Origin of the sequence: Bailinhaonella thermotolerans (assembly GCF_003594875.1) — a bacterium.
Lineage (GTDB): Bacteria > Actinomycetota > Actinomycetes > Streptosporangiales > Streptosporangiaceae > Bailinhaonella > Bailinhaonella thermotolerans.
In genome coordinates this window covers 1-26,041 of record NZ_QZEY01000005.1, presented here as the reverse complement: position 1 = coordinate 26,041, position 26,041 = coordinate 1, and the positions used below count along the sequence as shown (strand labels likewise).

Below are 26,041 nucleotides of genomic sequence, written 5' to 3'. Positions count from 1 at the left end.
GCACCCGCTTTCCCATGATCTCGCCCGTGCCGCCGGCTGGGAAACGGGAAGGCGATTTGTCATTCTCCGCCGCTAAGGTTGAGCATCCGCCGGGCGAGGACGGACCGGCGGACTCGGACGAGGCGGGAGGTTCAGCCGGGTGGAGAGTGCCTTTCAGGTCGATCTTCGAGGCGTGGTGGACCTGCTCAGCAGGCACCTCTACTCCAGCCCGCGCGTCTACGTCCGGGAGCTGCTCCAGAACGCCGTGGACGCGATCCGCGCCCGCCGCCTGGACGACCCCGCCGCGCCGGCCGAGGTGCGCGTGACCGTGGCCGACGGGATCGTGCGCGTCCACGACAGCGGCATCGGCCTGACCGAGGACGAGGTCCACACGCTGCTGGCGACCATCGGGCGCTCGTCCAAGCGTGACGAGCTGGGGTTCGCGCGGCACGAGTTCCTCGGCCAGTTCGGCATCGGCCTGCTGTCCGGGTTCCTGGTCGCCGACGAGATCGAGGTGGAGACGCGCTCGGCGCGCGGCGGCGCCACCGTGCGGTGGACCGGCCTGGCCGACGGGCGTTACCGCGTGGAGAAGGCCGCGGCCGAGCGCCCCGAGCCCGGCACCACCGTCACGCTCCGGGCGCGGCGCGACGCGGCCGAATGGGTCACCGAGCGCAAGGTCGCCGAGCTGGCCCGCCTCTACGGCTCGCTGCTCCCCGCCGAGGTCACCGTGAGCGGGATCCGCGTCACCGAGCCCGAGACGCCCTGGTCGCGGTCCTACGCGAGTACGGCCGAGCGCCGCGCCGCCCTCCTGGCATACGGCCGGGAGCTGTTCGGGTTCACCGCGCTGGACGTGGTGGACCTGGCGGTGCCGGAGGCCGGGCTTACCGGGGTGGCGTTCATCCTGCCCACCGCCGCGAACCCCGCCGTGCGGTCCACGCACCGCGTCTACCTCAAGCGCATGCTGCTGACGGAGAACACCGAGGGCCTGCTGCCGCCGTGGGCGTTCTTCGCGCGCTGCGTGGTGGACGCCTCCGAGCTGCGCCCGACCGCCAGCCGCGAGGCGCTCTACGACGACGATCTGACCGAGCAGACCCGCGACCGCCTGGGCGAGCAGCTCCGGGCGTGGCTGGTCCGGCTGGCCGAGACCGACCCCGACGGCCTGCGCGCGTTCCTGCGGCTGCACCACCTCGGGGTCAAGGCGCTCGCGCTGCACGACGACGACATGCTGCGCCTGGTGGACCGCTGGCTCGACTACGAGACGAGCGACGGGCCGATGACGCTCGCCGAGTTCCGCCGGCGGCACCCCCGGGGCCGCTACTCCGGCACGGTGGACGAGTTCCGGCAGCTCTCCGGGGTCGCCGGGGCGCAGGGCGTGGGGCTGGTCAACGCCGGATACGTCTACGACCGCGACATCCTCGAACGCCTGCCGCGCATCGACCCCGACGCCCGCCTGGACCGGCTCGACCCCGCCGACCTGGCCAGCCACCTCGGCCCCGCCGACCCGCTCGCGGAGCTGGAGGCGCGGCCGTTCCTGCTGGCCGCCGCCCGCGCGCTCGACCCGCTCGGCTGCGACGTGGCCCTGCGCGACTTCGACCCGGCCTCGCTGCCCGCGCTCTACCTCACCAGCCGCGCCGCCGAGCACCAGGCCGAGCTGCGCGAGAGCCGCGAGCTGAGCGACGGGCTCTGGGCCGACGTGCTGGGCGCGGTCGAGCGCGCCGTCGCCGCCGACCGGCCGCTGCTCGTGCTCAACCACCGCAACCCGCTCGTACGCCGCGTCTCCGGGCTCGCCGACACCGATCTGGCGGCCTCGGCCGTGGAGGCGCTGTACGGCATGGCGCTCATGCACGGCCACCACCCGCTGCGCCCGGCCGACACCGCCGCCCTCAACCGTTCGTTCCTCGGCCTGCTCGACGCGGCCGTCCTCAACCAGGAGGGACCTCGATGACCGCCGGTGAGGTGCACGCCCTGATCGAGCGCGCCGAGGGCATGCCGTACGGCGAGGCGCGCTCGGTGCTGCTGGAGGAGGCGCTACGGCGGGCGGACGCCCTGCGCGACGACATGCTCGCGTTCAACGTCCGGCTGGAACAGATCAACTCCTACGTGCACGGCGGCGAGCCGGCGAAGGCGTTCGCGCCGTTCTCCCGGTGCCTGGCGGCCTACGACGCCGAGCCGGGGCGGTTCGAGCGCTGGCAGCACCACACGCTGCTGTGGCACTTCAAGGCCATCATCGGGGCGATGACGCGGTTCCCCGAGGTGCCGCTCCAGCGGACCTACGACGCGCTCGACGAGATGGAGCGCCGCTACCTCGCCGCCGGGCACAGCCTCCACCCGGTCTACGCCCAGCGCTGCTACGTCGCCGGGCACGTGGGCGACGGCACGGCCGCGGACTGGTTCGAGAAGTGGCGCACCGCGCCGCGCGGGGAACTGTCCGACTGCGTCGGCTGCGACCCGAGCGGGCAGGCGTGGTTCCTGTCGAGCCAGGGCCGCTACGAGGAGGCCGTCCAGCTCGCCGAGCCCGTGCTCGCGGGCCTGCTGACCTGCGCCGAGCAGCCCCAGGACATCCTGGCCGAGCTGCTGGTGCCGTACGTCGCGACCGGCCGCCACGAGGAGGCCGCGCACGCGCACCGCCGCGCCTACCGGATCATCCGGGGCCGGGTGCAGGATCTCCAGGAGATCGGCAAGCACATCGTCTTCTGCGCGCGCACCGGCAACGAGGCCCGGGGCCTGGAGATCCTGGAGCGCGAGCTGCCGCTCCTGGACCGCGCGCCCAGCCCCCGCGACCGCATGTGGTTCGCGGCCTCGGGGGCCCTCCTCCTGCGCCGCCTCCGCGAGACCGGCCACGCCGACCTGCCCGTACGCCAGAGCGCCGGCGTCCCGGACGCCCCCGCCGTACGGCGGGACGCCACGCCCGGCGGGAGCGCGACGGGCGCCGCCATGGCGGACGGCGGGACCTCGGACGGCGGGACCTCGGGTGGCGGGACCGCGGGTGCTGGGACGGCGGGCGGCGGGACCTCGGGTGGCGGCCTCCGGCGGGACGGCGAGATCACCGTCGCCGAGCTGGAGGCGCGGCTGGCGGCGACGGCCCGGGAACTGGCCGCCCGCTTCGACGCGCGCAACGGCACGGGCGAGCAGAGCCGGCTCATCGAGGCCCGCCTCGCCGCGGAACCGCTCACCGAGTACATCCCGCTGACCTCCCAAGCCCGCCGCCTCACCGCCTACACCTCGGCCCCGCCCGCTCCGTCGCCGGCGTCCGGGACGTCCCTGACGTCGGACGCTGCGGCCGGTGACGCGCCCGCCCAGGGGGCGGAGTCCGGCGTCGCCGGGGCGTCCGGTGTCGCCGGGGCCGGCGCGGCGGCGGCCGTTCCGGACTCGGGCCAGGTGGCGACGGATTCCGGCCAGGGGGCGACGTCCGGTGTCTCCGGGCTGGGCGAGCTTGGGCCGGACGAACTGCTGGACCTCGCCGAGGCGCGGTGGGCGGCCGAGGACGCCGAGGGGGCGTTCGCCGCCTGGGACCTCTTCGCGGAGCGGCACGCCGGGGCGGCGACCGACGCCCAGGCCGGGCGCCTCGCCGACGGGAAGGGGCTGGCGGCGGCCGTACAGGACCGGTACGAAGAGGCCGTCGCCGACTGGGAGCGGGCGGCCGAGCTGCACGGACGCGCGGGGGACGAGGAGCGGCGGCAGGTCTCGCTCGGGCGGCTCGGACTGGCGCTGTGCCGGGCGGACCGCGTGAGCGAGGGAGTCGCGCTGGTCGAGGAGTCCTCGGCGTACCTCATCGGGCTCGGCGGGGAGCGCCGGGACGCGGCCGAGCTCCGCCTCGCCCAGGCTTACGCCATGAGCGGGCGCGAGGCGGACGCGGTGCGGCTCCTGGAGGAGACGATCGACGCGGAGCGGCCGGACCCGGACAGGCTCCGCCTGCTCGCCGGTCTGCTCGCGAGAGATCCCGAGCGCCGGGCCGACTGCGTCGCCGTGGCGGGCCGGGCGCGGGAAGCGCTCCGCGAGCGGGGTGGCGACGACTTCGCCGAGGCGTGCCTGTTCCACGGCGCGCGGCTCCGGGAGGTCGAGTCGCCGGACCCCGAGGAGCTGCTGAACGCGTTCTCCGAGGCGCTCGCCCACGCGTCCCGGCGGCACGTCCCGCTGCGCGCGGCCGGTCACGCCATGCGGGGTGAGCTGCTGGTGAACCTCGGCCGCGGCGACGAGGCGGTGGACGACCTGGAGGAGGCGGTGGCGTCGTACACCGCGATCGGCGACGCGCCCCGGGCCGCGCTCGCGCGGGTGGACCTCGGGCAGGCGTACCTCTCGGTGGGCCGCGCGCTCGACGCCGCCGAGATCGCCGAGGAGGCCCTCGCGCTGCTCCCGCCCGAGGACACCCTGAACCTCCTGACCGTCCGGTCCGTCCGCGCCCACGCCCTGCGTGACCTGGGCGAACTCGACGACGCGCTCGCCGCGTTCCGGGCCCTCGCCGGGGAGCACGCCTCGCTGGGGCACGACTGGGACGTCGCCCGCTCCTTCGAGGAGGCGGGGGGCGTTCTCGACCGGCTCGACCGGGACGCCGAGGCCGCGGCCGAGTTCGCGAAGGCCGCCGAGGGTTACGCGGGCGCCGGCGACGCGGTGAGCGGGACCAGGGCGCTCCGCCGTCACGCGGTCTCGCTGAAGTGGGCGGGTGAGCCCGAGTCCGCCGAGGCGGCGTTCGGCCGGGTCAGGGAGTCGCTGAGCGGGCTTCCCGCCGACCCGCCGGAGGCCCGGACCTGGGAGGGGGCCGTCCTCGACTACGAGTACTCCCTGTTCCTGGCCAACCAGGACCGCATGCCCGAGGCCGTGAAGCACTGCGCCGACGCGATCGAGGCCTTCTCCGCCCTGGGCGCGGAGGACGCCGCGGGCCAGGCGCGCGAGCTCCTGGAGCGCCTCGAGGCGGAGGTGTCCTGACCCGGCCGGCCTCACCGCCGCTGTCAGGGGTGCCGCCCGGCTGAGGGGTCTGGGGGCGTTCCGCCGTCATGGCGGCGGGGCGGTTCCGAGGCGGCGGGGCGGTTCCCCGGGCGGAGGAGCGCTTCCCGGGCGGGGGAGCGGTTCCGGGTCTGGGGCGTGGTTCCGGGCGGGGGAGCGGCCCGCGCCGGGTGGCGATCATCGACCTAGACTTCGGGTATGCGGCGGCTGAACAGCACTGTGGTCGTGGTCGTGGGGGAGCGGGCCGCGGAGGTCGTGGGCTCCCTGGGGTCCCTGCACAACGTGCGCGCGGTGGTCCGCGGCGATCGCGACCCCGCCGAGGTGACCGAGGTCGTGCGCCGGTCCGGCGCGATGTACGTCGTGCACGACGCGGACCCGCTGGCCGAGGTGGCGCGGACCTGGGAGGCGTTCTTCGACGGCGACGAGCCGACGGGCGGCCTCGAGGTGGCGATCGAACGCGCCCTGTCCGACCTCCGCGCCGACCGCGCGATCCTCCCCGACTACTACGTCGTCCTGGACCCCGAGGACCTGCCGCCCACCCGCCGCCACTGGTGGATGGGCGTCATGGCCGCCGCCGCGCCCGTCCGCGTGGTCCCCGCGAAGGCGTCGGCCCCCGACGTCGCCGAGGCCCTGAGCGGCCTGTCCGCCGGCCGCTGGTGGCCCCAGGACCTTGCCTCCTGGCTCCGTGCCCTGCCCAGGACGGTCCCCGACCAGCCCCTCCTCACCTGACCGCCCGCCCGGCGCCCGCGGGACGCCGTACGGCACGCGCGGTGCGGGAGCCGTACGGCGTGGCGCGGGCCGGGCCTTCGCGGCTGGGAGGTCAGGGCACGGTCAGGACGATCTTGCCGGTGGCGCGGCCGGTCTCGACGCGGGCGTGGGCCCGGGCGGCCTCCTCCAGGGGATACACGCTGTCGATCAGGACGCGCAGGCGGCCGGCCGTGGCCAGGTCCGCGAGCGAGGTGAGCGCGAAGTGGTCGGGCTCGACCAGCATCGACTCCGCGCGGATCCCCAGGTCGGCGGCCCGCGCGTCGAGGCCCTCGGCGACGTCGCTGAGCACGAGGGACACGAGCACCCCGCCGGGCCGGAGCGTCCGCAGGGAACGGGGGCCGTACTCCCCGCCCATCGTGTCGATCACCGCGTCCACGTCCCGGACCGCCTCGGTGAAGTCCACCGCGCGGTAGTCGATCACCTCGTCCGCCCCCAGCCCGCGCACCAGCTCGTGCTTGGCCGCGCTCGCCGTGCCGATCACGTAGGCCCCGCGCGCCTTGGCGATCTGCACGGCCAGGTGCCCGACGCCGCCCGCCGCCGCGTGGATCAGCACCCGGCTCCCCGCCCCGGCCCGCGCCGTGTCCACGACGGCCTGCCATGCGGTCAGCCCCGCCAGCGGCAGCGCGCCCGCCTCGACGACCCCGAGAGACTCCGGCCTGCGCGCGAAGGTACGGGCGGGCGCGGCGACGTACTCCGCGTAGGCCCCGTTCCCGAAGGGGTACCGCAGCATCCCGAACACCTCGTCGCCGGGCTTGTGGAGGGCGACCCCCGGCCCGACCTCCTCGACGGTCCCCGCCACGTCCCATCCGAGCACGAACGGCGGCTCACCCAGCCAGCCGCCCCAGGACCGCGTCTTCCCGTCGGCCGGGTTGACCCCGGCCGCCCGCACCCGCACCAGCACCTCGGCCGGCCCGGGCTCCGGCCGCGCCACCTCCACCATCCGCAGCACCTCGGGCCCGCCCAGCGTGTCCTGCCGCACCGCGCGCATCGTCTTCTCACTCATGCCGCCCACCTTCTCGCCCCCGGGCGCCGCCCACGAGTGGCCTGATGGCCAATCCCCGAAAGATTCCGGCCAACTCGTCCCCGCCCCCGGCCCGGCCGCCGCGCTCGCCGCACGGCTTCAGCTCCGCACGACTGAACGGCCCACGCCGGGCTCGCCGCACGGCCTCAGCGCCGCACGTGAAAACGGCTCGCGCGGGTGCCGTACGGCCTGATGCTCCCGCCGTACGGTTCGCGCCGGGCCGCCGTACGGTTCGCGCCGGGCCGCCGTACGGCTCGCGCCGGGCCGCCGTACGGCTCGCGCCGGGCCGCCGTACGGCTGGCGCGGGGTGACGTGGGGTGGGCGGGGTGGTTCGTCATGGGCGGGGGCGGATGGCGTAGTCGCCGAGGGAGGGGTGGAGGAGGTCGAAGACGCGGAGGGCGGAGGCGGTCACGCGTTCGGCGACCTCGTCGCCGGGGAGGCCTTCCAGGGTCAGGCGCTGGATCTGCTGGAAGAGGACGCGGTGGGCGGCCCCCAGTTGCGCGCCGACGGCGTCCGGCGTGATGTCGTCGTCCACGGCGTTGGTCTCGGCGCGGAGCACGGCCGCCAGGGCCTGTTCGCGTTGTTCGTGCAGGTCGCGCAGGCGGGCCACGAGTGTGGGGCTCTGCTCGATCATGCGGGTGAAGGGGAGGCCGGCGAACCCGGCGACCGGGTTCTGCTGCCGCGCGGCCTCCAGGAACGCCTCGCGCAGGGCGGCCAGGGCGGACTGGCCGGGGGCGCGCGAGGCGACCACGTTGGCCAGGCTCGCCACGAACTGCTCGTGGTGGTCGAGGGCCAGGTCCTCCTTGCGGGCGAAGTAGTTGGTGACCGTCTTCTTGGCGACCCGCGCGGCGTGCGCGATGTCGGCGATGGTCGTCTCCTCGAAGCCGCGCTCGATGAAGAGCCTGGTCGCTTGGTCGGAGATGAGCTGGCGGGTCTCCAGCTTCTTCTGCTCGCGCAGGCCCAGCGTATCCGTCGTCATGAGGCCATCCTTCCATAGGTCCGAGGAAAATTTACCCTCATCCTAAGATTGCTGTTGACATACGCGCCACGCTCGTTCTAAGTTTACGTCCGTCGCAAACTTCTCCTCGACGAAAGGTCGCCGCGTATGCGCACCACCCCCCGCCGCCCCGCCCCTGCCGTCGCCTCCACCGAGATCCACCGCACCGCCGAGGAGACCCACCCCATGCGCGCGAACGTCGAACTCCCCCTCACCGCCCCGGTCCCGCTCGCCCCCGCCACGCTCGGCGTCACGGTCAAGCTCGGCCCCGCCGTACGGCGCGACCAGGGCGGGAACTCCCTCCCGCCGCGCCGGTCCCGCCGCGACCACCACGACGCGGCGGCCGCCACCGCCCGCGCCTACCCCTCGCGCCGCCCCGTCGCGGTCCCCCGCCGCCACGGGAACTGATCCGCGGGCGCCCCCCGGACCGGCCCCTCCCGCCCAGAACGCCGCGGAGGGGAACACACCAGGCCGAACCCTCGTTGCAACCCCCGCCGATCCTCCGAAAGAAGGTGCCGATGTCTGTGACCGCGCTCGCCCCCGCCCGCGCCGCCGCCGCCACGCCGGGCGAGGACGCCGTACACCACTACCTGCGCCGGATCGGCCGGATCTCCCTGCTGGACGCCGAGGGGGAGGTCGCGCTGGCCAAGCGGATCGAGGCCGGGCTGCTCGCCCGGGAACGGCTGGAGCGGGAGGCCGCGCGCCTCACCCCCGAGGAGCGCGCCGGCCTGGAGTGGCTGGCCGCCGACGGCGGCCACGCCAAGGACACGATGGTGACGGCGAACCTCCGCCTGGTCGTGTCCATCGCCAAGCGGTACGCCGGCCGCGGTCTCTCCCTGCCGGACCTGATCCAGGAGGGGAACCTCGGGCTGATCCGCGCCGTGGAGAAGTTCGACCACACGATGGGGCTGAAGTTCTCCACCTACGCCACCTGGTGGATCAAGCAGGCGGTCGGCCGCGCCCTCGGCGACCAGTCCCGCACGATCCGCGTGCCAGCGCACATGAACGACAGCATCAACCGGGTCAACGCCGCCCTCTCGCGCCTGCGCCGGGAGCTGGGGCGCGAGCCGTACCCGGAGGAGATCGCGAAGGAGACGGACATGACCGTCGAGAAGGTCGCCGAGGTGCGGTCGTACGACCGGCTGCCCGTGTCCCTGCACACCCCGCTCGGCCAGGACGGTGAGGCCGAGCTGGGCGACCTCATCGAGGACTCCGACGCCGCGTCGCCGTTCGAGGAGATCGACCACGGCCTGCTGCGCGACCACCTCCGGCGCGTCCTGGCCGCCCTGCCCGAGCGCGACGCCAAGGTGATCAGCCTGCGGTACGGCATGGCCGACGGGGAGCCGAAGACCCTGGACGAGATCGGCCGGCTGTTCGGCCTGTCGCGGGAGCGGGTGCGCCAGATCGAGGCCAAGACCCTCGGCGTCCTCCGCCGCCCGGCCAACGCGAGCGCGCTGCGCGCCTACCTCAACTAGGCGCGGCCGGGGTACGGCTGACAGGAGGGGGAATTGCGGCGTATGTTCGAACCGCGGTTCCCCCTCCCGGAGGTTCACATGTCGCACGCGGTGGTCCTCGGCGCCGGGATGGGCGGCCTGCTGGCGGCCCGGACGCTCGCCGAGCACTTCGACCGGGTGACGGTGGTCGAACGCGACAAACTGGACGCCTCGGTGGCTCCCCGGCGCGGGGTGCCGCAGGGCAGGCACCTCCACCTGCTCCTCCCGCGCGGGGGCCAGGTCCTCAACCGCCTCTTCCCCGGCCTGACCGGCGAACTCACGGCGGCCGGGGCGCCCCTCGCCCACCACGAGCGCGAGGTGCGCGTCGTCCTGTCCGGCCTCACGCAGGCCCGGCCGCGCCTGGACGCGGTGACCATCCTCGCGAGCCGCCCCCTCCTGGAGTCCACGGTCCGCGCCCGGGTCGCCGCCCTCGGCAACGTCAAGATCCTGGACGAGCACGCCGTCACCGGGCTGATCACCCACCGGGGCCGCGTCGTCGGCGCCCGCGTTTCCCCAGGTCATTCTGGTACGGCTGACGCCGGCGCGGCGCCGGTGGGATCGGGCGAGGAGGTGGAGGCCGACCTGGTCGTGGACGCGCTGGGCCGCGCCGGCCGGACGAAGGCGTGGCTCGCCGAACTGGGCCACCGCACGCCCCCGGAAGACCAGGTCAAGGTCAACGTGGCGTACGCCAGCCGGTTCCTGCGCATGCCGGCGGACGCGCTCGGCGGCGACCGCGTCGTGCTGGTCGCCGCGATCCCCGGGCGTCCCCGCGCCATGGTCCTCGCCCGCCAGGAGGGCGACCGCTGGATGCTCAGCCTCGGCGGCCTGGCCGGGGACCATCCGCCCCTGACCGGCGCGGGGTACCTCGACTTCGCCGCCACCGTCGCCCCGCCGGACGTCCACGCGGCCCTCCGCGACGCCGTCCCGCTGAGCGACCCGGTCCGGCAGCACTTCCCCGCGAGCGTGCGCCGCCGCTACGAACGCCTCCGCACCTTCCCGCCCGGCCTCCTCCCCTTCGCCGACTCGCTGTGCAGCTTCAACCCGCTGTACGGCCAGGGCATGACGGTCGCCGCCCTGGAGTCGGAGGCGCTGGCCGCCGGCCTGAGAGCGGGCACCCGCGACCTCCCCGAACGCTTCTTCCGCGCCGCTGCCCGCGTGATCGCCCCCGCCTGGCTCGTGGCCGCCGCCGGTGACCTGGCCCTCCCCGAGGTCCCCGGCCCCCGCCCCGCCCGCATCCGCGTCCTCAACACCTACATCCGCCGCCTCCACCGGGTGGCCCACCAAGACCCCACGGTCGCCACCCCCTTCGCCCAGGTCATCACCTACCTGGCCCCACCGGCGAGAATCGCCGCCCCCACCACCGCCCGCAAAGTCCTCCGCGGCCCCCGCCCCTAACACCAGCCCAGCCCGCCGCACCCCCGCCCGCCCCTCACCGACCTGCGATCTCGCAACCGCCGCCCATCCCCCGACCCACCCGAACGTGATGGCGCGACCTGCTGCCTCGAACCAGCCCTGCGGGCAGGACCCGGACCAGGTCCCGAGGGCCGCGAGATAGCCCCCTCCGCCGTGAGCCGGCGCGTGCTCCCCTTCCCGTCGTGATCTGGCAATCCCCACCTCCATCCCGGTCGAGGAGTCAGGAAGGGGGAGGCCGGGGCGGGATCGCGAGATCACGGGCACAGGGGTGGTCGCGGCACGTTATGGGCCTGTAGCGGCATTCACGCAGGTACCGCGAAGGTTCGCAGACGTTCGGCACGGGCGCGGCGGCCCGTGCCGGAGTGGTCCGGGTCCCGGGGCGTTCTTCGAAGGCCGGTGGGGGCCGGGGTTGGCCCAGCTCAGGCCCAGACCGTACGCGCGGTGCGAGGGCCGGGCTCAGGGAGAGGTCGGTCCGGGCCGGCGGGGAGCCGGGGGGCTGAGACGTCGGAGGGTGGGGCGTCAGGGGCGTGTAAGGGCGGTGGCGGTGTGGTGTCAGTGGAGGGCGGGATTGTTGGTGTCGTAAGCGGTTCCGCGAGGGCGGGGCCGGGATCTGAAGGAGGAGCACCATGACCGTCACCCTCACCGACCAGGACAAGCGCACCCTGCGGACCGCGGCCTACGGCGCCGTCGCGCTGATGAGCGCCGCCGACGCGGCCGGCTCGCCGCACAAGGCCGCCACCGCCGGGTCGATCGCCCTCGCCTCGGGGACCGGCCTGATCGGGCACGTGCTCGCCGCGAAGACCCGGGACCTGAAGCTGGCCGGCAAGACCACGGCCGCGCTCGCCGACCAGGTGCTGCCGTCCCTGACGGAGTCGATGAGCCTGCTGAGGAAGCAGGACGCGGCGGAGGCCGGGCACTTCCGGGCCGCCGTCATGATCGCCGTCGAGGCGGCCGCCCGGACCCACGAGGGCGCGCCGAGCCCCATCGTGGCCGGGATGGCCCGCAAGATCACCGAGGCTCTCGACGCCGCCGCCTGAGGGCCCGGCATGCGCGGCCACAATGTGTCACGGGGGTTTTGGAGCCCCCGTGACACAACGCGGCCGGTGGGGGCCGAGTCCCGAGGTGGGCGCGCGGGGGCTGGGTCGCCGCTTCGGGAGATGGCGACGTGGCTGCCCGATGGGGTGTCTGCGGGAGTGGCAGCCCTGTGACCTGCGAGTTTCTTATGAAGCCGCGAGTTTGGATCCCGGCGGACGGGCGGTTCGGGAGGGGGTCCGCCCGCGCGGTGGAGGGCCGATGGCCGGATGCGGACAGAGGGCGGACAGGCGGGAATTGAAAGGTTAGTTTCCTATTTGCGGCGCGATGGGCGTCGCCACCCTCGTGTTGGTGGAGGTTCTCTCAATGTACGCCTCCCTACGTTCTTCGCTTCGGTCGCGCATGGCGGCCGTCGTCGCGGGGGCGCTGGTGCTTTCGGTGGCGCCGGCGTCCGTGGCCGCCGCTGAGGGGCGGGCCTGCCGCCCTGACGCGAACGAGCTGCTCGTGACGTTCCAGCCGGTCGATCACACGGTCGGGGATCACCGGTACTTCCGGGGAGAGATCACCGTTCACAACCGGGACCGGGGTTGTGAGCTGGGCCGCGACTGGGCCCTGTACTTCAGCTCGGTCCGGCAGCCGCTGGCCGTCTACCCGCCGGAGCTGGGGGATCCGGCGCGGGCGGAGCTGGCCGCGCAGGGGCTCACGCTGACGCGGGCCGACAAGGCGCAGAGCGGCGACTACTTCGTGCTCAAGCCGACCGCGTCGTTCCAGCCGATCCGGCCGGGGCAGCAGCGGAAGATCGGCCTGAACCTGGAGTTCTGGGCGATCCACAAGAGCGACGCCCCGGCGGGCTGGCACATTTCGTACGGCGGGGCCACGCCGCGCTGGGTCCCGGGTAAGACGCTGCTCGACCCGGACGACCCCAAGCAGACCACCGCGTTCGACGGCGACGTGCGACCCGTCGAGACGGCGGCCTCCCGGTTCAAGGAGAACACGGCGCAGCGCGCGGACCTGGCTCTCGCCGACCGCATCCTGCCCAGGCCGCTCTCCGCGACCGCCGGACAGGGCACGCTCACGCTTGAGGCGCGCGGCCTGACCGTCGAGAGCGCGCCCGACCTGCGCAACGAGGCGTCCTACCTGGAATCCGCCCTCGACGACGTCCTGGGCGGCGACCGTGGCGACGCCGCGTCCGCCGGCGCCGGGTCGCCCGAGGCCGCGGGCGGGAGCCGTACGCGGATCAAGCTCGCCACCAGCGCGGGCCTCGACGTGGACGGCGACGGCAAGGCCGATCCCGAGGGCTACCGGCTCGCCGTCGGCGACAAGGGCGTGGAGATCACCGGCGCTGACCGGGCCGGCGTGCTCTACGGCATCCAGACGCTGCGCCAGCTCATCCCGGTCGAGGCGTACGCCGCGGCGGCGCGCGGGCGTGAGCCGGACCGGATCAAGATCCCGCGGGCGACGATCGCGGACGCGCCGTTGTTCGGGTATCGGGGCATGGCGATCGACGTGGGCCGCCACTTCGAGACGCCGCGCACGGTGAAGAAGTTCCTCGACCTCATGTCGTATCTCAAGCTCAACCGGCTCCACCTGCACCTGACCGACGACGAGGGCTGGCGCGTGGAGATCCCCGGGCTGCCCGAGCTCACGACGTTCGGGGCGCGGCGCGGGCACGACCTGGCCGAGAAGTCGATGCTGCACCAGGCCATGGGATCCGGCAACGACCTGCGGCCCGGTGACGGGATCGCGGGCAAGCCGCGTGACGAGCGGCAGGCCAACCTCGGCCGGATCCCGGCCTACCAGGGGTACGAGGACGCGATGGTGAACCTGGTCGGCAAGGGCAGCGGGCACTACTCCCGGCGGGAGTTCGTGGACCTGCTCGCCTACGCCAGGCAGCGGCACATCCAGGTGGTGCCGGAGTTCGACTTCCCGGCCCACGCGCGGGCGGCCGTGCAGGCGATGGAGCGGCGCTACCAGCGGCTCAAGGACTCCGACCCGGCCGAGGCGAACAGGTATCGCCTGCTCGACCCCGAGGACACCACGCGCCACGTGTCGGTGCAGTACTACACGGACAACATCGTCAACCCGTGCATCTCCTCGACGTACGCCTTCCTGACGAAGGTCGTCACCGAGGTGAAGAGGATGTACGACCAGGCCGGGGCGCCGCTGACCACGGTGAACCTCGGCGGCGACGAGGCCCCGCACCCGACCTGGACCGAGTCGCCCGCGTGCGACCGGAACCCGGAGACGGCGGGCAAGACCGACCAGCAGCTCATGGACCTGTTCTTCGCGGAGTGGAACAAGATCGCGCAGACGGTCGCGCCGACCACGGCGGGCTGGGAGGACGTGCTCAAGAGCGAGGGCCGGGAGATCACGCTGCCGAACTTCATCGCCCTGCCCTGGCAGAACGTGTGGGGCTGGGGGCGTGAGGACTGGGCCTACCGGTTCGCCAACAAGGGCACGAAGGTCGTGCTCGCCCACGCGACCAACCTCTACATGGACCTGGCGTACAACAAGGACCCGGACGAGCCGGGGTACTACTGGGCGGCGTACGTCGACGAGGAGTCGACCTTCACGTACCAGCCGTTCAACGTCTACGCCAACGCCACGGAGAACCGCTGGGGCGGCCCGGTGACCCCGAGCCCGGCCTGGGAGCGGCTCACCGAGGAGGGCAAGAAGAACATCCTCGGCATGGAGGCCCAGCTCTGGGCGGAGAACGGCAAGGCCCCCGAGATCCGGGAATACCAGGCGTTCCCCAAGCTCCTCGGCGTCGCCGAGCGCGCCTGGAACCGCCGCACGCCGACTCCGGAGCAGATGCCGGCGGCGTGGAAGGTCTTCGTCAACACCCTCGGCCAGGTCACGTTCCCGCTGCTGTCCTTCTACCAGCCGGTCGGCCTGGACGGGGTCGGGGTCAACTACCGGATCCCGCTCCCCGGCGGCGAGATCAGGTCCGGCACGCTCACCGCGAACGTCCGCAACCCGGGCCTGACGATCGAGTACTCGACCGACGGGCGCACCTGGCGGACGTACACGGCCCCGGTCCAGGTGGGCGACCGCGCCTTCCTGCGCACCAAGGCCCCCGACGGCCGTACGAGCCGGGTCGCCCCGGTCAAGTCCGGCTGATTCGTCCGATCGGTCCGCTCCTCCCGATCGGCCCGGCGGCCCGCCCCCACCACCTGGGGGCGGGCCGCTCCGTGTCATGGCTCTTCCCGCGTGGCTCATGTCCGGCCCTCCCTGCGAAGTCGTGCGGCCCCTGCGGACGCCGTACGAGCATCGCCCGAAACCGGGACCCCCGAGCGGCCCGAGCCGCGTTCTGGGGATAAGTGGCCATTACCCCCGGAGGGTGTCAGCGGCGACGCGGTACGGCTCGCGCCGCGACCGCCCGGACCGCCGCGACCGCCCCGCGTGCCGCGACCGCCGCCGGCACCGCCAGGAGCCCGGCCGCCAGGACGTAAGCGGCCACGAAAGGCCAGGTGAGGCCGGTGATCGGCGGCAGTCCTGCCGCGGTGCGGGCCAGCACGACGCCGACCAGCAGCGCGTACCCGAGGATCGCCGACACCACGAGGGCGAGCTGCCGCCGTACGGCGAGCCCGGAGAACGCCAGCGCCCCGGCCAGCACCGTGAGGGCCTGGATCGCGTGCATGGGGACGGCGTGGGCCACCTTCATCGCGCCGGCCGCGCCGTACACGGTCAGCTCGCGGGTCAGCGGGGTGAAGCCGGCCTCGGACAGGTCGGTCCCGTGGTTGATCATCCACAGGCCCACGAGCTGGGCGGTCAGCAGCGACACCATGCCCGCGCGGAGCGCCCACGCCATCGGCGCGGGGACCGTCGCGAGCACGAACACCGCGACCGTCATGGCCGCGATGACGAGGTTCGTGACGCCGATGGCGACCCCGGCCCCCACGAGCAGCGCCTCGTCCAGGCCGGTCGCGAAGTTGAAGTGCGAGGGGACGCCCCGCGCGTGCTGGAGCGCGACCCACGCGACCTCCACGACCGTCGAGGCGCACAGCAGGACGGCGCCGGTCCAGCCGGCCCACGGCCGGACGCGCAGGCACGAGGACACCCAGCCGAGCGTGACCGTGGTCAGCCCGAACGAGAACCCGAAGGTCGCGGGCTTGCGCCAGGACAGCGGCCCCTCGACCGGCGCGCCGGTCGCGAGCCCGAACCCCGCGTGGAGCACGCCGGTGGCGATCAGCGCCGCGCCCACGACGTAGGCGAACCGCCGGTATCCGGGGGAGCCGTCCCAGTGCGCCAGCAGCGGCGACAGGAGGGACGACCGCGCCGGGCGGGCGGACGCCGCGAATACGTTCATGACCGTCTCCTAGGGGAGTGGAAGGACACCTGGACCGTAGGCAGCGCCCTGACCTGCGCGAATCCCCCGCGCTCGCCAACCTCGCGATCCCTCGCCCAGGGGACCGCCCACGCCCCGTCCCCATCCGAGGGGACCGCCCGCACCCCGTCCCCATCTGAGGGGGCCGCCTGCACCCCGTCCTCATCCGAGGGGACCGCCCGCACCCCGTCCCCACCTGATGGGGCCGCCACGCTCCGTCCCCATCCGAGGGGGTCGCCCGCGCCCCGTCCCCACCTCAGGGGGCCGACCGCGCTCTGTCCCCACCTGAGCGCCCGCACCCCTATCCCGGCGGCCGGACGAGATCGCGGGCGGGTATGGGGTGATCCCCCGGACGGGGGAGGTTCGCCGGGGACGATTCCCCGATACTTGGGCGCATGGTGACGAGCCGCGCCCTCGGACCGGCGGGGTGGGCCAGGAGGAATCCCCTGGTCGCCGACGGGGTGCTCGGGCTGCTGCTCGCGGTGGTGTCGCTGATCGCGCTGGTCTTCCAGGCGCGCAACGAGCACCTGCCCGCGCCTTCACCGCTCGCCGTGGCGCTCGTCCTGCTGGTCACCCTGCCGCTCGCCGGGCGGCGCCGGCACCCGCTCGCGGTCAACCTGGCGGTCCTGGCGATCGCCGTGCTGTACGCCGCCACGCCGTACCCCGACCTGGTGACGCCGATCCCGCTCGGCGGGGTCGTCGCCGTCTACAGCCTGGCCGCGTGGTGCGAGCGCCGGACGGCGTTCACGGTCGGGGCCTTCGTCTGCGGCTCGCTGAGCGTCGTGGCGATGCTGCCGGCCACCGACTCCGACCTGCTCGACGTCACGTTCACCGCGTTACTGCTGATCAGCGCGCTGGTGCTGGGCGACAGCGCCCGCGTCAGGCGGGCTCACGCGGCCACGCTCGAGGCGCGGGCGGCCTGGCTCGCGCGCGAGCGGGACCTGGAGGCGCACCGGGCGGTGGCCGCCGAGCGCGCCCGCATCGCCCGCGAGCTGCATGACGTGATCGCCCATCACGTGAGCATGATGGTGGTGCAGGCCGAGGCGGGCCCGCCCGCGGTGGAGCGCGGCCTGCCCGACGCCGCCCAGAAGTTCGACACGATCTCGGCGCTCGGCCGCCAGGCCCTCGCCGAGATGCGCCGCCTGCTCGGCGTCCTGCGCGAGGAGACCGGCCGGACCGAGCCCGCGCTGGCCCCGCAGCCCGGCCTCGACCAGCTCCCCGACCTGGTGGAACAGGTACGGCGGGCCGGCCTCGGCGTCGAGCTGACCGTCGAGGGGGAGGCCGTCCCGCTCCCGGCGGGACTGGACCTGTCCGCGTACCGCATCGTCCAGGAGGCCCTGACCAACACCCTCAAGCACGCGGACGCGTCCCAGGCGCGGGTCCGCGTCCGCTACCGACCCCGTGAGCTGCGCATCACGGTCCACGACGTACGGCGGGCCGGGGCGGCGCGGGCGGCCCCGGAAGGGAACGCCCCCACCGCGCGCGGCGACGACGAGCCGGGCGCCTACGAACGCCGAAACGGACACGAGCCGGACGGCGAACGCCGAAACGGGCGCGAGCTGGATGACCTGGATGACGCTGAGCGAAACGGACGCGAGCCGCCCGGGGCGCGGCGAAACGGGCGTGAACTGAACATCGCGGGACGAGACGGGCGCGAGTTCGACGGCGCGCGGGGAGACGGGCGCGAGCGGCGGGGCGGGCACGGGCTGGTCGGGATGCGGGAACGGGCGCAGCTCTTCGGGGGGACGCTGACCGCCGGGCCGGGGGCGGACGGCGGGTTCGTGGTGGACGCGCGGTTGCCGATCGGAGGAGGCCGGTGAGCATCAAGGTGCTGGTCGTGGACGACCAGGGGCTCGTCCGGGAGGGGTTCCGGCTGATCCTGGAGACGCAGCCGGACATCGAGGTGGTCGGCGAGGCCTCGGACGGCGCGCAGGCCGTCATCGACGCGCGCCGGCTGCGCCCGGACGTGGTGCTCATGGACATCCGCATGCCGCGCATGGACGGGCTGGAGGCCACCCGCCGCCTCGCGGGCCCGGGCGTCGAGGACCCGGCCAAGGTGCTGATGCTGACGACGTTCGACCTGGACGACTACGTCTACGAGGCGCTGCGGGCCGGGGCCAGCGGCTTCCTCCTCAAGGACCTGCGCCGCGAGGACCTGGTGAACGCCGTGCGCGTCGTCGCCGCCGGGGAGGCCCTGCTCGCGCCCGCGATCACCAAGCGCCTGATCGGGGAGTTCGCCCGCCGTCCACGCCCGCCGGAGCACGCTCCCCCCGCCCTCGACCGGCTGACCGCCCGCGAGCGCGAGGTGCTGGAACTGCTGGCCCGGGGCCGTTCCAACGCCGAGATCGCCGCCGCCCTAGTGATCGGCGACCAGACGGTCAAGACGCACGTGGGCAACATCCTGTCCAAACTCGCCCTGCGTGACCGCATCCACGCCGTGATCCTCGCGTACGAGACCGGCCTCATCCGCCCCGCGGACCCGGCCTGACCCGCGGACCCGGCCCGACCCGCGCCGGCCCCGCTCACCGGCCAGGCTCGACCCACCGGCCATACCGGCTCACCGGCCAGGCCTTACCCATCGACCAGGCCGGATGATCCGCGTCATTCGTACCGGGCTCGCAGGTCGAGGTCCGGGCCCGGGGCGAAAGGGGGAGCCTCGGCGAAGTCGTCGAACGGGTCCGGCCCGGCGTCGCCGTACTCACCGCCGCCGAGCAGGGAACGCGTGAGGGCCTCGCGTTCGCCGAGCATCTCGTCCAGCGCCGTGGTCAGGTGCGCGCCGGTCAGCGCGTCCACGGATTCGCGCTCGCGGAGGGCGGTGAGAACCGTACGGCGGAGCAGCTCCTTGAAGAACGACGCGGTCATGCCCTCGGTGCGCGCGACGACCTCGGCGAGGTCCGGCGGCAGCCGCAGCCCCCGGCCGTACAGCCTGATCAGCGCCTCGCGGCCCTCGGCGTCGGGCTTGGGCACCTCGACCGCCAGGTCCACCCGGCCGGGGCGGTAGGAGAGCGCGCGTTCCAGGGCGTCGGCGCGGTTGGTGGTCAGCACGAACGTCACGTCGCAGTCGGCGCCCACCCCGTCCATCGCGTCGAGCAGGGAGAACAGCAGCGGATTGCCGCCGGGGGTGTACTCGCGGTCCATCGCGATCAGATCCACGTCCTCGATCACCACGATCGCGGGCTGGAGCCGGCGCGCCAGCGCCGCCGCCTGGGAGATCCACTGCATCGCGGGCCCGGTGATCACGATCACCGTGCTGCCGGGTGTGCGCCCCATCAGGTAGCGGACCGTGTGCGTCTTGCCGGTGCCGGGCGGCCCGTGCAGCAGGAGGCCGCGCTTGAGGTGCTGCCCGTGGGCGCGCAGCCGGTCCGCCATCGCGCCGACCTCGATCACGTGCCGCTCGATCGTGTCGAGCACGCCGGGCGGCAGCACGATCTCGTCGGCGCGCAGCTCGGGGCGGGGCATGAAGCTGAGCAGTTCGTTGCCGCGGTGCTCGCTGGAGCCGAACGTGAGGATCTTCCCCCGGAACACGTCGTGCTCGCGCATCCGCCGCGTGACCTCGTCTCTCGCGGCGGTCGCGTCGGCCCGGGAGGCCGCGAGCACGTCGATCCGGCACTCCGGCAGCCCGTGCTCCGGCATGCCGCGCAGTCCCAGGATGATCGGCGCGCCGCCGGGGGAGGAGGTCAGGACGAGCCCCAGGTGCACCGCCTCCATGGTCTCGTCGGGCCCGACCGCGACGGTGGCGTAGTCCACGGCCCCGGCCTCGTACTGCTCGAAGCCGCGCTCCAGCGACATCAGCATGTTGACGAGCTCGTCGTGCTCGCGCCCGTGCCCGGACACGCCGAACCAGTCGCCCGCCCCGCCGTACGACCTCAGGTAGTCCTCGACCCCGAGCTGGAGGTTCGCGTGCTCCCAGCTCGGGAACCGCTCGGTCACGCAGACCACGTCCTTCACGTCGCGGTCCAGGTGCCCGCGGATCCGGCTCAGCAGCGGCGACGACCCGGCGGCCGCTCTCAGCGTGGTCTGGGCCTGGTCGAGCAGGTCCCGCAGCGCGATCGCCAGCGTCCTGGCGTCCCCGAGCTCCATCGGCGCCTCCCCGTGTCGGATCCGCCCAAGGGCCGGATCCGCTCAAGGTACGGGACGTCAGCCTTGGGCGAAAGGCGTTTCCCCCGGGCCGGGACCGCCGAGGATGAGGGAATGGCGAACACCGAGCAGGCCGAGGCGTGGAACGGCGACAACGGGAAGTACTGGGCCGAGAACGAGGACCGCTACAACCGGCTGATGCGGCGGCTCACCGACCGCCTGATGGAGGCCGCCGCCGTGTCCCCGGGCGAGCGGGTCCTCGACGTGGGCTGCGGCTGCGGGGAGACGACCCGCCTCGCGGCCCGGAGTTCGGGGCACGGCGAGGTCCTCGGCGTGGACCTGTCCGCCCCGATGCTGGCCCAGGCCCGTGCCCAGGCCACCCGGCTGGGCCTGGCCAACGTACGCTTCGAGCAGGCCGACGCCCAGTCGCACCCCTTCCCCGGAGCCGCCTTCGACCTGGCGCTGAGCCGGTTCGGGGTGATGTTCTTCGACGATCCGGTCGCGGCGTTCGCGAACGTCGCCGGTGCCCTCCGCTCCGGCGGCCGCCTGGTCTTCCTCTGCTGGCAGCCGCTGGCCCGGCAGGCCCAGCGCGTGATCCCGCTGCGCGCGATCGACCCCGGCACCGAGATCCCGGAACACCACGACCCCGCCGAGGGCGGTCCCTACTCCCTCTCCGACCCCGCCCACACCCGCGACGTCCTCACCAAGGCCGGCTTCACGGAGGTGGACATCCGCCCTGTGGAAGAACCCGTCCTGGTGGGCGACGACCCCGACGACGCCGTCTCCTTCCTCCGCCATTCCCCCAGCATCGGGAGCCACATAGACGAGGCCGCGGACGAACGGGCCGCCCTGACCGCCCTCCGCGACGCCCTGGCCGCCCACCACCACCCCACCGAAGGCGTCCGCCTCGGCGCCGCCACCTGGCTCGTCACCGCCCACCGCCCCTGACCCCCACCCGAAACCGATCCCAAGGCACGACCCAAGGCCCCAGCCATCCCCAACCCACACGGCGAAGCGCGAGCCGTACGGCGGACGCAAGCGGTACGGCGGGGCGTAAGCGGTACGGCGGGGCGTAAGCGGTACGGCGGACGCAAGCGGTACGGCGGGGCGCAAACGGTACGGCGGGGCGCAAACGGTACGGCGGGGCGTAAGCGGTGCGGCGAGATTCCCGCGGCGTACGAGCAGGGGAACGGGCGGCGACGCCCGACGCCGAGGGTAGGCGCGGGCGGCGGCACGCCGAGGCCACGCGGCAGGGTGAAGGGCCACGGGCCCGGGCGGATGGCAAGCTGAGGCGAGGACCCGCACGAAAGGAGCCGGGCCGAGCGCCCAGACCACCATGAAGCCTGACCTGCACCTCTCCCAGCGCCCCGAGGCCGACGCCCTCCTGTCCCGCAGCCCCCTCGCCCTCCTCATCGGGATGCTCCTGGATCAGCAGGTGGCCCTGGAGTGGGCTTTCGCGGGGCCGTACACGATCGCGCGGCGGATGGGGGTGGAGGACCTGGACGCCCATGAGATCGCGGCGCGGGATCCTGAGGCGTTCGCGGCGCTGCTGTCGGAGAAGCCGGCGGTGCACCGTTACCCCGGCTCGATGGCCAAGCGGGTCCAGGCGCTGTGCCGCTACCTGGCCGAGCACTACGACGGCGACCCGGAGAAGATCTGGCGCGACGTCCCCGACGGCAAGGAACTCCTCAAACGCCTCAACGACCTGCCCGGCTACGGCAAGCAGAAGGCCCAGATCTTCCTGGCCCTGCTCGGCAAGCAACTCGGCGTCCAGCCCAACGGCTGGCGCGAAGCCGCCGGCCCCTACGGCGAGAAGGACGCGTTCCGCTCCGTCGCCGACATCACCGACCAGGACTCCCTGGAAAAGGTCCGCGCCTCCAAACAGGCCGCCAAGCAGGCGGCCAAGAAGAACGGTTGAGGGTCCGGTCCGGGGGCCTGTGAAGGCGACGCGTCGAAGCTGAGGGCCGCAGTGGAGATCAGTGCCCGGCGATCCCGCGAATTCACTCAGGTGGGGTGGGGGCTCCTGGCGGTCAGGGGCAGGGGGCGGGGACGGTGTTGGTCCAGAGGCGGTGGGTCAGGTCGGTGGCGTTGACTCGGCCGTCGGTGGCGGAGAAGTGGATCACGAGGCCGGGGACGCAGGGGAGGGGGATGGGGAAGTCGAGGGTTCCGGAGGGGGTCGCGGAGGTGAGCCAGTACCACTCGAAGACCTGGCCGTCGCCGGGGCGGACGCCGCGGACGGTGATCTGGGCGTTCGGCAGGAAGCCTGAGCCGGTCAGGGTGAAGACGGTGCTCTCCCCGGAGCCGGTGGTGCTCACCTCCAGGCGCGGCGGCCGGGTGGCGGGCTGGGGCTGCGGGGGCGGCGGGGGCGGTGGCGGCGCCGGCGCAGGGTCGGCGACCTTGCTCCAGACCCAGGCGCTGCCGTCAGGGGCGACGGCGTAGGCGTTGTCGACGTAGTCGCCGGAGATCCGCCGGGCGATGAGGTCCCCCCGGCGTACCTGGGTGTGGCCGTCGGCCGTCGTCCACACGGTGCCGTCCGTCTTGACCATCCACAACTCGGACGCGGCGGCGGACAGGTCCGCGACGCCCAGGATGGCGTTGGCGCCGGGCTGCCAGAAGCCGTGGCAGAACACCAGGCCGTTGTCGCCCACCATGTCGCTGACGCCCCAGGCCTTCCCCGCGTCCTGGACGGCGCCGCCCTCGAGGAACGTCGGCTGCTCGATGCCGGTGATCACTTCGATGGAGAGCAACTGGGGGACGTGCTGGGGCGCGGAGGAGTCGTTGCGCCGCACGTAGTACCGGGTGTTCTCCATCACGAGCCACACCGACCTGTCGGCCGCGACGTCGACGTCCACGACCTTCTCGCCCGGCACCGTCACCGGCGTCCAGTGGAAGTCGCCCCGCATGACCAGGCCCGGCCGTGACGGTCCGCGCACCAGACGCTCATGTCGGGCGAGACCGCGACGCGGGTCAGGTCTCCGGGGGACGGCACCTGTTCCAGGACGGTCACGAGATGGAACGTCCGCCACAGGGATCCGTCGCTGCCGACCCAGTAGACGTACGTCCTGTGGTTCGGGTCGTGGCTGAAGGGGTCGATGTTGACCTTCATCGCGCTGACGTCCCGGACATGCGGAAGTGTGGCGCCGGGAACCCCGAGCGGCGTCCAGCGAAGCTCAGCCATCGACGTCCCCCGATCCGCCGGCCATCCACTCCGGTTCGTGTCGCAGCGTGCGCGTTCGGTGTTCATGACACTATCCGTCACGCCCGCCTGATCGGAGGAAGGCGTCCCCGCATGTCGCGCGGCCCGCCGTCGGCTGGGCGGTTCATTTCGGGTACGGCGGCGCCGGACCGGAGGCGTGGAATCCTCCTCTTGAGGGGGAGCCGGGAAAGGGCGGAAACGGGTACGGGCTTCGTGTCGGTTTGAATACCGGGAAGTGCTGTGAGGTGTCGCCGGGGAACGTTGAGCCGTGCATTCTCGTGGGAAGGTAACCGAGTGTGTGCGCGAGCACGGCCGAGACCGTGCCGATGGATGGAGCCATGACGGGGCCCCGGTGAGCCGGTTGGGGGCGGGTGCTCGACGTGGATTCGGGGGCGTGACCTGGGGTTGTCTCGGATCGCGGTCGGGCCGGGGAGTATCGCGGGCGGGTTCCGCGGCCCTTCGGCGTCTCCATGCCTTAACCGACGACGCGGTGACAAAAGGCCACAAGCCTATTGAAGCTAACAATCCTGACAATCTACGTCAAGTCTTGAAAGGAGGAGGATTACCACGGAATATGACGGCGAGTCGAAGATTGGGAACTATCCCCGCAAGTGGGGTTATTGGGAATTTCGGGCAGAGAGAGGAGGTACTAGATGCGCGGTCTTTCCTGGACGTGATCGGCGAGGAGTAGCGTCAGTCCGAGCCGCCTGCGCCGCGGGACAGGCGGCTCGGCCGCGCGCTCACCGCCTTCCCGTCGTCCCCGCCCCCTCCCGGCCGCGCGCCGCCGCCTTCTATCGGACCGCCGCCTTCTATCGGACCGCCGCCTTCTGCCGAGCCGCCGCCGTCTAGCGGGCCGTCCCCTTCCGCCGCGCCGTCCCCTTCCGCCGGGGCCGCTGACCCGTTCCGGGCGTCCCCCGGCTCAGTCCGAGGTCGTACGGCTCGCGCCCGCCCTCCCCGGAGCAGCAGGGTCATCAGGCCGCCCGCGACCAGTCCCCAGAACGCCGCGCCGACGCCGAGCAGCGTCACCCCCGACGCCGTGACGACGAAGGTGACCACCGCGGCCTCCCGCCCCTCGGGATCGGCGACCGCGGCCGAGAGCGCCGAGCCCAGCGCCCCCAGCAGCGCCAGCCCCGCCACCGCCTCGATCAGCACGGGCGGTGAGAGCAGCACGAGCGCCGTGGCCAGGCCCGCGCCCAGGCCGAGCACGATCATCGAGACGCCGGCCGTGAGCGAGGCGATCCACCGCCGCCCCGGGTCGGGGTGCGCGTCGGGCCCGGCGGCCAGCGCGGCGGTGATCGCCGCGAGGTTCACCGCGTGCCCGCCCAGCGGCGCGGCCGCCGCCGAGGCGGCTCCGGTCGCGACGAGCATCCCGCGCAGCGGCGGGCGGTAGCCGTACCCGGACAGGACGGCCATGCCGGGGACGTTCTGCGCGGCCATCGTGACCAGGAACAGCGGGATCGCGACCCCGACGACCGCCTGGGCGCCGAAGCTCGGCGCGGTGAGCACGAGGTCGGGGCGGAGGTCCACCGCGCCCAGCCCGGGGCCGCTCACCGCGATGCCGGCGATCGCGGCAACCAGCGCGCCCGGCACCGCCCAGGTGCGGGCGAACCTGAACAACACCGCCCAGACGAGCACGACGGGGACGGCGAGCCAGGGCACCTCGACCACGGCCCGCACGGGGGCGACGCACAACTCCAGCAGCACCCCGGCCAGCATCGCCCCCGCGATCGGCCCGGGGATGGCGGCCACCAGCCGCCCGAGCGCGGGGAACAGCCCGGCGATCACGATCAGCGCGCCGCACACCACGAACGCGCCGACCGCCGCGGGGAATCCGCCCTCGACGCCGCCGGTGGACACGAGCAGCGCCGCCCCCGGCGTGGACCAGGCCACGGCCACGGGCATGCGTAATCGCACGCTGAGCCAGATCGCCACCGCGCCCACCGCCACGCACAGCGCCAGCAGGCCCGACGCGGCCTGCGCCTGGTCGGCCCCGGCCGCCCGCAACCCGGCCAGCACCACGGCGAACGAACTCGCGAACCCGACCAGCGCGGTCACCACGCCGGCCACGATCGGCTGCACCATGACGAAGCCCTCCCGCCCGGATCCAGCGTTCCGTAAACGGAACGCCCTGCCTGTGATGCACCATAGCCCCATGAATCCCGGCCCGCCAAACGCGAGGAACGCTCCGAGTCCGCCTCGGGAGAAGTCCCAGCTCAGACCCGACGACGCGGCGGAAGTGGGCCGCCGGATCCGGGCGCTGCGGGAGGAACGCGGGCTCTCCCTGTCCGAACTCGCGCGGCGGGCGGGTGTCGGGAAGGCCACCCTGTCCGGGCTGGAGAACGGCACCCGCAACCCGACCCTGGAAACCCTGTGGGCGGTCACCGGCCACCTGGGTGTGCCCCTGGCGGCCGTGGTCAGGCCCGGCCCGGTCGCGCCGGGCGCCGCCGTACACGCCGAGCTCCTCCAGTCCTTCGAGGAGTCCACGGCGACGTACGAGCTGTACCGCCTGCGGATACCCGCCGGCACCGCGCAGACCAGCCCGGCCCACGCCGAGGGCGTGACCGAGCACCTCACCGTGTTCCAGGGCGTTCTGACCGCGGGGCCCCGGGACGCCCCCCGGACCCTGGTCCCCGGCGATCACCTCACGTGGACCTCCGACGTCCCCCACGTCTACGAGGCCGCCGGCGATGACGTCCACGCCAGTCTGCTGATGCGCTACCCGCGCCCCGCGCCGCCCGCCGGCTAGGGCGTGTTTTGTGGATCGGTGGATGTGGATCTGGTGGTCGGGTTGTGATGG

At 73.8% G+C, this 26,041-nt stretch carries 21 protein-coding genes; 13 read left to right on the top strand and 8 right to left on the bottom strand.

Translation table 11 applies throughout. The features are described from left to right. Positions 1-139 precede the first annotated feature (139 nt). From D5H75_RS15520 to D5H75_RS15510, 3 genes are all read left to right on the top strand, one after another. Positions 140-1,924, top strand: coding sequence for an HSP90 family protein (locus tag D5H75_RS15520; RefSeq protein WP_119927187.1), 1,785 nt, complete (start codon positions 140-142; stop codon positions 1,922-1,924). Continuing rightward, the gene (locus tag D5H75_RS15515) at positions 1,921-4,902 is read left to right on the top strand and encodes a tetratricopeptide repeat protein (protein WP_119927186.1); all 2,982 of its coding nucleotides are present in this window, start codon (positions 1,921-1,923) and stop codon (positions 4,900-4,902) included. The genes D5H75_RS15520 and D5H75_RS15515 overlap by 4 nt, the downstream gene beginning before the upstream one ends. A 216-nt stretch (positions 4,903-5,118) precedes the next feature. Continuing rightward, positions 5,119-5,649, top strand: a complete 531-nt coding sequence (locus tag D5H75_RS15510; protein WP_119927185.1) for a hypothetical protein — start codon at positions 5,119-5,121, stop codon at positions 5,647-5,649. 91 nt (positions 5,650-5,740) lie between these two features. Here D5H75_RS15510 and D5H75_RS15505 read toward each other — a convergent pair whose 3' ends face one another. The 3 genes from D5H75_RS15505 to D5H75_RS15500 all read right to left on the bottom strand — a co-directional run bounded on the left by D5H75_RS15505 (position 5,741) and on the right by D5H75_RS15500 (position 7,688). Continuing rightward, on the bottom strand, positions 5,741-6,691 hold the full coding sequence (locus tag D5H75_RS15505; protein WP_242454261.1) for an NADP-dependent oxidoreductase: 951 nt from the start codon (positions 6,689-6,691) through the stop codon (positions 5,741-5,743). A 164-nt stretch (positions 6,692-6,855) separates the two neighbouring features. Continuing rightward, positions 6,856-7,047, bottom strand: coding sequence for a hypothetical protein (locus tag D5H75_RS40875; RefSeq protein ID WP_147425159.1), 192 nt, complete (start codon positions 7,045-7,047; stop codon positions 6,856-6,858). Then, a complete protein-coding gene (locus D5H75_RS15500) occupies positions 7,044-7,688 on the bottom strand; it encodes a TetR/AcrR family transcriptional regulator (RefSeq protein WP_119927183.1) in 645 nt (214 codons plus the stop codon). Before D5H75_RS15500 ends, D5H75_RS40875 begins: the two co-directional genes overlap by 4 nt. Before the next feature lie 126 nt (positions 7,689-7,814). On the opposite strand from D5H75_RS15500, the gene D5H75_RS41560 reads away from it, so the two are divergent. From D5H75_RS41560 to D5H75_RS15475, 5 genes are all read left to right on the top strand, one after another. Then, a complete protein-coding gene (locus D5H75_RS41560; protein ID WP_202638191.1) occupies positions 7,815-8,114 on the top strand; it encodes a hypothetical protein in 300 nt (99 codons plus the stop codon). Positions 8,115-8,224: 110 nt separating this feature from the next. Further along, on the top strand, positions 8,225-9,181 hold the full coding sequence (locus tag D5H75_RS15490) for a sigma-70 family RNA polymerase sigma factor (RefSeq protein WP_119927181.1): 957 nt from the start codon (positions 8,225-8,227) through the stop codon (positions 9,179-9,181). A 78-nt stretch (positions 9,182-9,259) separates the two neighbouring features. Then, on the top strand, positions 9,260-10,594 hold the full coding sequence (locus D5H75_RS15485) for an FAD-dependent oxidoreductase (protein ID WP_147425158.1): 1,335 nt from the start codon (positions 9,260-9,262) through the stop codon (positions 10,592-10,594). 644 nt (positions 10,595-11,238) lie between these two features. Then, entirely contained in the window at positions 11,239-11,649 is a 411-nt protein-coding gene (locus D5H75_RS15480; protein ID WP_119927179.1) for a hypothetical protein, read from the top strand. Between the two features lie 397 nt (positions 11,650-12,046). Then, the gene (locus D5H75_RS15475) at positions 12,047-14,764 is read left to right on the top strand and encodes a family 20 glycosylhydrolase (RefSeq protein WP_119927178.1); all 2,718 of its coding nucleotides are present in this window, start codon (positions 12,047-12,049) and stop codon (positions 14,762-14,764) included. A 223-nt stretch (positions 14,765-14,987) separates the two neighbouring features. On the opposite strand, the gene D5H75_RS15470 is transcribed toward D5H75_RS15475, so the two are convergent. Next, positions 14,988-15,953, bottom strand: coding sequence for a hypothetical protein (locus D5H75_RS15470; protein ID WP_119927177.1), 966 nt, complete (start codon positions 15,951-15,953; stop codon positions 14,988-14,990). Between the two features lie 413 nt (positions 15,954-16,366). On the opposite strand from D5H75_RS15470, the gene D5H75_RS15465 reads away from it, so the two are divergent. Both D5H75_RS15465 and D5H75_RS15460 read left to right on the top strand, forming a co-directional pair. Beyond that, the gene (locus D5H75_RS15465) at positions 16,367-17,791 is read left to right on the top strand and encodes a sensor histidine kinase (protein ID WP_119927176.1); all 1,425 of its coding nucleotides are present in this window, start codon (positions 16,367-16,369) and stop codon (positions 17,789-17,791) included. Next, positions 17,788-18,459, top strand: a complete 672-nt coding sequence (locus D5H75_RS15460; protein WP_119927175.1) for a response regulator — start codon at positions 17,788-17,790, stop codon at positions 18,457-18,459. Before D5H75_RS15465 ends, D5H75_RS15460 begins: the two co-directional genes overlap by 4 nt. Before the next feature lie 113 nt (positions 18,460-18,572). Here D5H75_RS15460 and D5H75_RS15455 read toward each other — a convergent pair whose 3' ends face one another. Further along, positions 18,573-20,051, bottom strand: coding sequence for an AAA family ATPase (locus D5H75_RS15455; RefSeq protein ID WP_119927174.1), 1,479 nt, complete (start codon positions 20,049-20,051; stop codon positions 18,573-18,575). Positions 20,052-20,162: 111 nt separating this feature from the next. On the opposite strand from D5H75_RS15455, the gene D5H75_RS15450 reads away from it, so the two are divergent. Together D5H75_RS15450 and D5H75_RS15445 are read left to right on the top strand one after the other, a co-directional pair. Beyond that, positions 20,163-20,996, top strand: a complete 834-nt coding sequence (locus tag D5H75_RS15450) for a class I SAM-dependent methyltransferase (protein ID WP_119927173.1) — start codon at positions 20,163-20,165, stop codon at positions 20,994-20,996. Between the two features lie 388 nt (positions 20,997-21,384). Then, positions 21,385-21,966 (top strand): HhH-GPD-type base excision DNA repair protein, encoded by a 582-nt coding sequence (locus tag D5H75_RS15445; RefSeq protein WP_119927172.1) that lies wholly within the window; start codon positions 21,385-21,387, stop codon positions 21,964-21,966. Between the two features lie 112 nt (positions 21,967-22,078). Here D5H75_RS15445 and D5H75_RS15440 read toward each other — a convergent pair whose 3' ends face one another. From D5H75_RS15440 to D5H75_RS15430, 3 genes are all read right to left on the bottom strand, one after another. Next, positions 22,079-22,981, bottom strand: coding sequence for a hypothetical protein (locus D5H75_RS15440; RefSeq protein WP_147425157.1), 903 nt, complete (start codon positions 22,979-22,981; stop codon positions 22,079-22,081). Continuing rightward, on the bottom strand, positions 22,921-23,226 hold the full coding sequence (locus tag D5H75_RS15435; protein ID WP_119927170.1) for a hypothetical protein: 306 nt from the start codon (positions 23,224-23,226) through the stop codon (positions 22,921-22,923). Before D5H75_RS15435 ends, D5H75_RS15440 begins: the two co-directional genes overlap by 61 nt. A 711-nt stretch (positions 23,227-23,937) precedes the next feature. Beyond that, positions 23,938-25,326: a benzoate/H(+) symporter BenE family transporter gene (locus D5H75_RS15430; RefSeq protein ID WP_242454260.1), complete on the bottom strand. Its 1,389-nt coding sequence runs from the start codon at positions 25,324-25,326 to the stop codon at positions 23,938-23,940. 154 nt (positions 25,327-25,480) lie between these two features. Here D5H75_RS15430 and D5H75_RS15425 point away from each other — a divergent pair, with 154 nt between their 5' ends. Beyond that, positions 25,481-25,990: a helix-turn-helix domain-containing protein gene (locus D5H75_RS15425; protein WP_242454259.1), complete on the top strand. Its 510-nt coding sequence runs from the start codon at positions 25,481-25,483 to the stop codon at positions 25,988-25,990. The last annotated feature ends 51 nt before the right edge of the window (positions 25,991-26,041 follow it).

Excerpts from the sequence above, each read along its gene's own strand:
- D5H75_RS15515 (WP_119927186.1), top strand. The coding sequence starts at position 1,921 with ATGACCGCCGGTGAGGTGCACGCCCTGATCGAGCGCGCCGAGGGCATG.
- D5H75_RS15510 (WP_119927185.1), top strand. The coding sequence starts at position 5,119 with ATGCGGCGGCTGAACAGCACTGTGGTCGTGGTCGTGGGGGAGCGGGCC.
- D5H75_RS15505 (WP_242454261.1), bottom strand. The coding sequence starts at position 6,691 with ATGAGTGAGAAGACGATGCGCGCGGTGCGGCAGGACACGCTGGGCGGG.
- D5H75_RS40875 (WP_147425159.1), bottom strand. The coding sequence starts at position 7,047 with ATGACGAACCACCCCGCCCACCCCACGTCACCCCGCGCCAGCCGTACG.
- D5H75_RS15500 (WP_119927183.1), bottom strand. The coding sequence starts at position 7,688 with ATGACGACGGATACGCTGGGCCTGCGCGAGCAGAAGAAGCTGGAGACC.
- D5H75_RS41560 (WP_202638191.1), top strand. The coding sequence starts at position 7,815 with ATGCGCACCACCCCCCGCCGCCCCGCCCCTGCCGTCGCCTCCACCGAG.
- D5H75_RS15490 (WP_119927181.1), top strand. The coding sequence starts at position 8,225 with ATGTCTGTGACCGCGCTCGCCCCCGCCCGCGCCGCCGCCGCCACGCCG.
- D5H75_RS15485 (WP_147425158.1), top strand. The coding sequence starts at position 9,260 with ATGTCGCACGCGGTGGTCCTCGGCGCCGGGATGGGCGGCCTGCTGGCG.
- D5H75_RS15480 (WP_119927179.1), top strand. The coding sequence starts at position 11,239 with ATGACCGTCACCCTCACCGACCAGGACAAGCGCACCCTGCGGACCGCG.
- D5H75_RS15475 (WP_119927178.1), top strand. The coding sequence starts at position 12,047 with ATGGCGGCCGTCGTCGCGGGGGCGCTGGTGCTTTCGGTGGCGCCGGCG.
- D5H75_RS15470 (WP_119927177.1), bottom strand. The coding sequence starts at position 15,953 with ATGAACGTATTCGCGGCGTCCGCCCGCCCGGCGCGGTCGTCCCTCCTG.
- D5H75_RS15465 (WP_119927176.1), top strand. The coding sequence starts at position 16,367 with ATGGTGACGAGCCGCGCCCTCGGACCGGCGGGGTGGGCCAGGAGGAAT.
- D5H75_RS15455 (WP_119927174.1), bottom strand. The coding sequence starts at position 20,051 with ATGGAGCTCGGGGACGCCAGGACGCTGGCGATCGCGCTGCGGGACCTG.
- D5H75_RS15450 (WP_119927173.1), top strand. The coding sequence starts at position 20,163 with ATGGCGAACACCGAGCAGGCCGAGGCGTGGAACGGCGACAACGGGAAG.
- D5H75_RS15445 (WP_119927172.1), top strand. The coding sequence starts at position 21,385 with ATGAAGCCTGACCTGCACCTCTCCCAGCGCCCCGAGGCCGACGCCCTC.
- D5H75_RS15435 (WP_119927170.1), bottom strand. The coding sequence starts at position 23,226 with ATGGCTGAGCTTCGCTGGACGCCGCTCGGGGTTCCCGGCGCCACACTT.
- D5H75_RS15430 (WP_242454260.1), bottom strand. The coding sequence starts at position 25,326 with ATGGTGCAGCCGATCGTGGCCGGCGTGGTGACCGCGCTGGTCGGGTTC.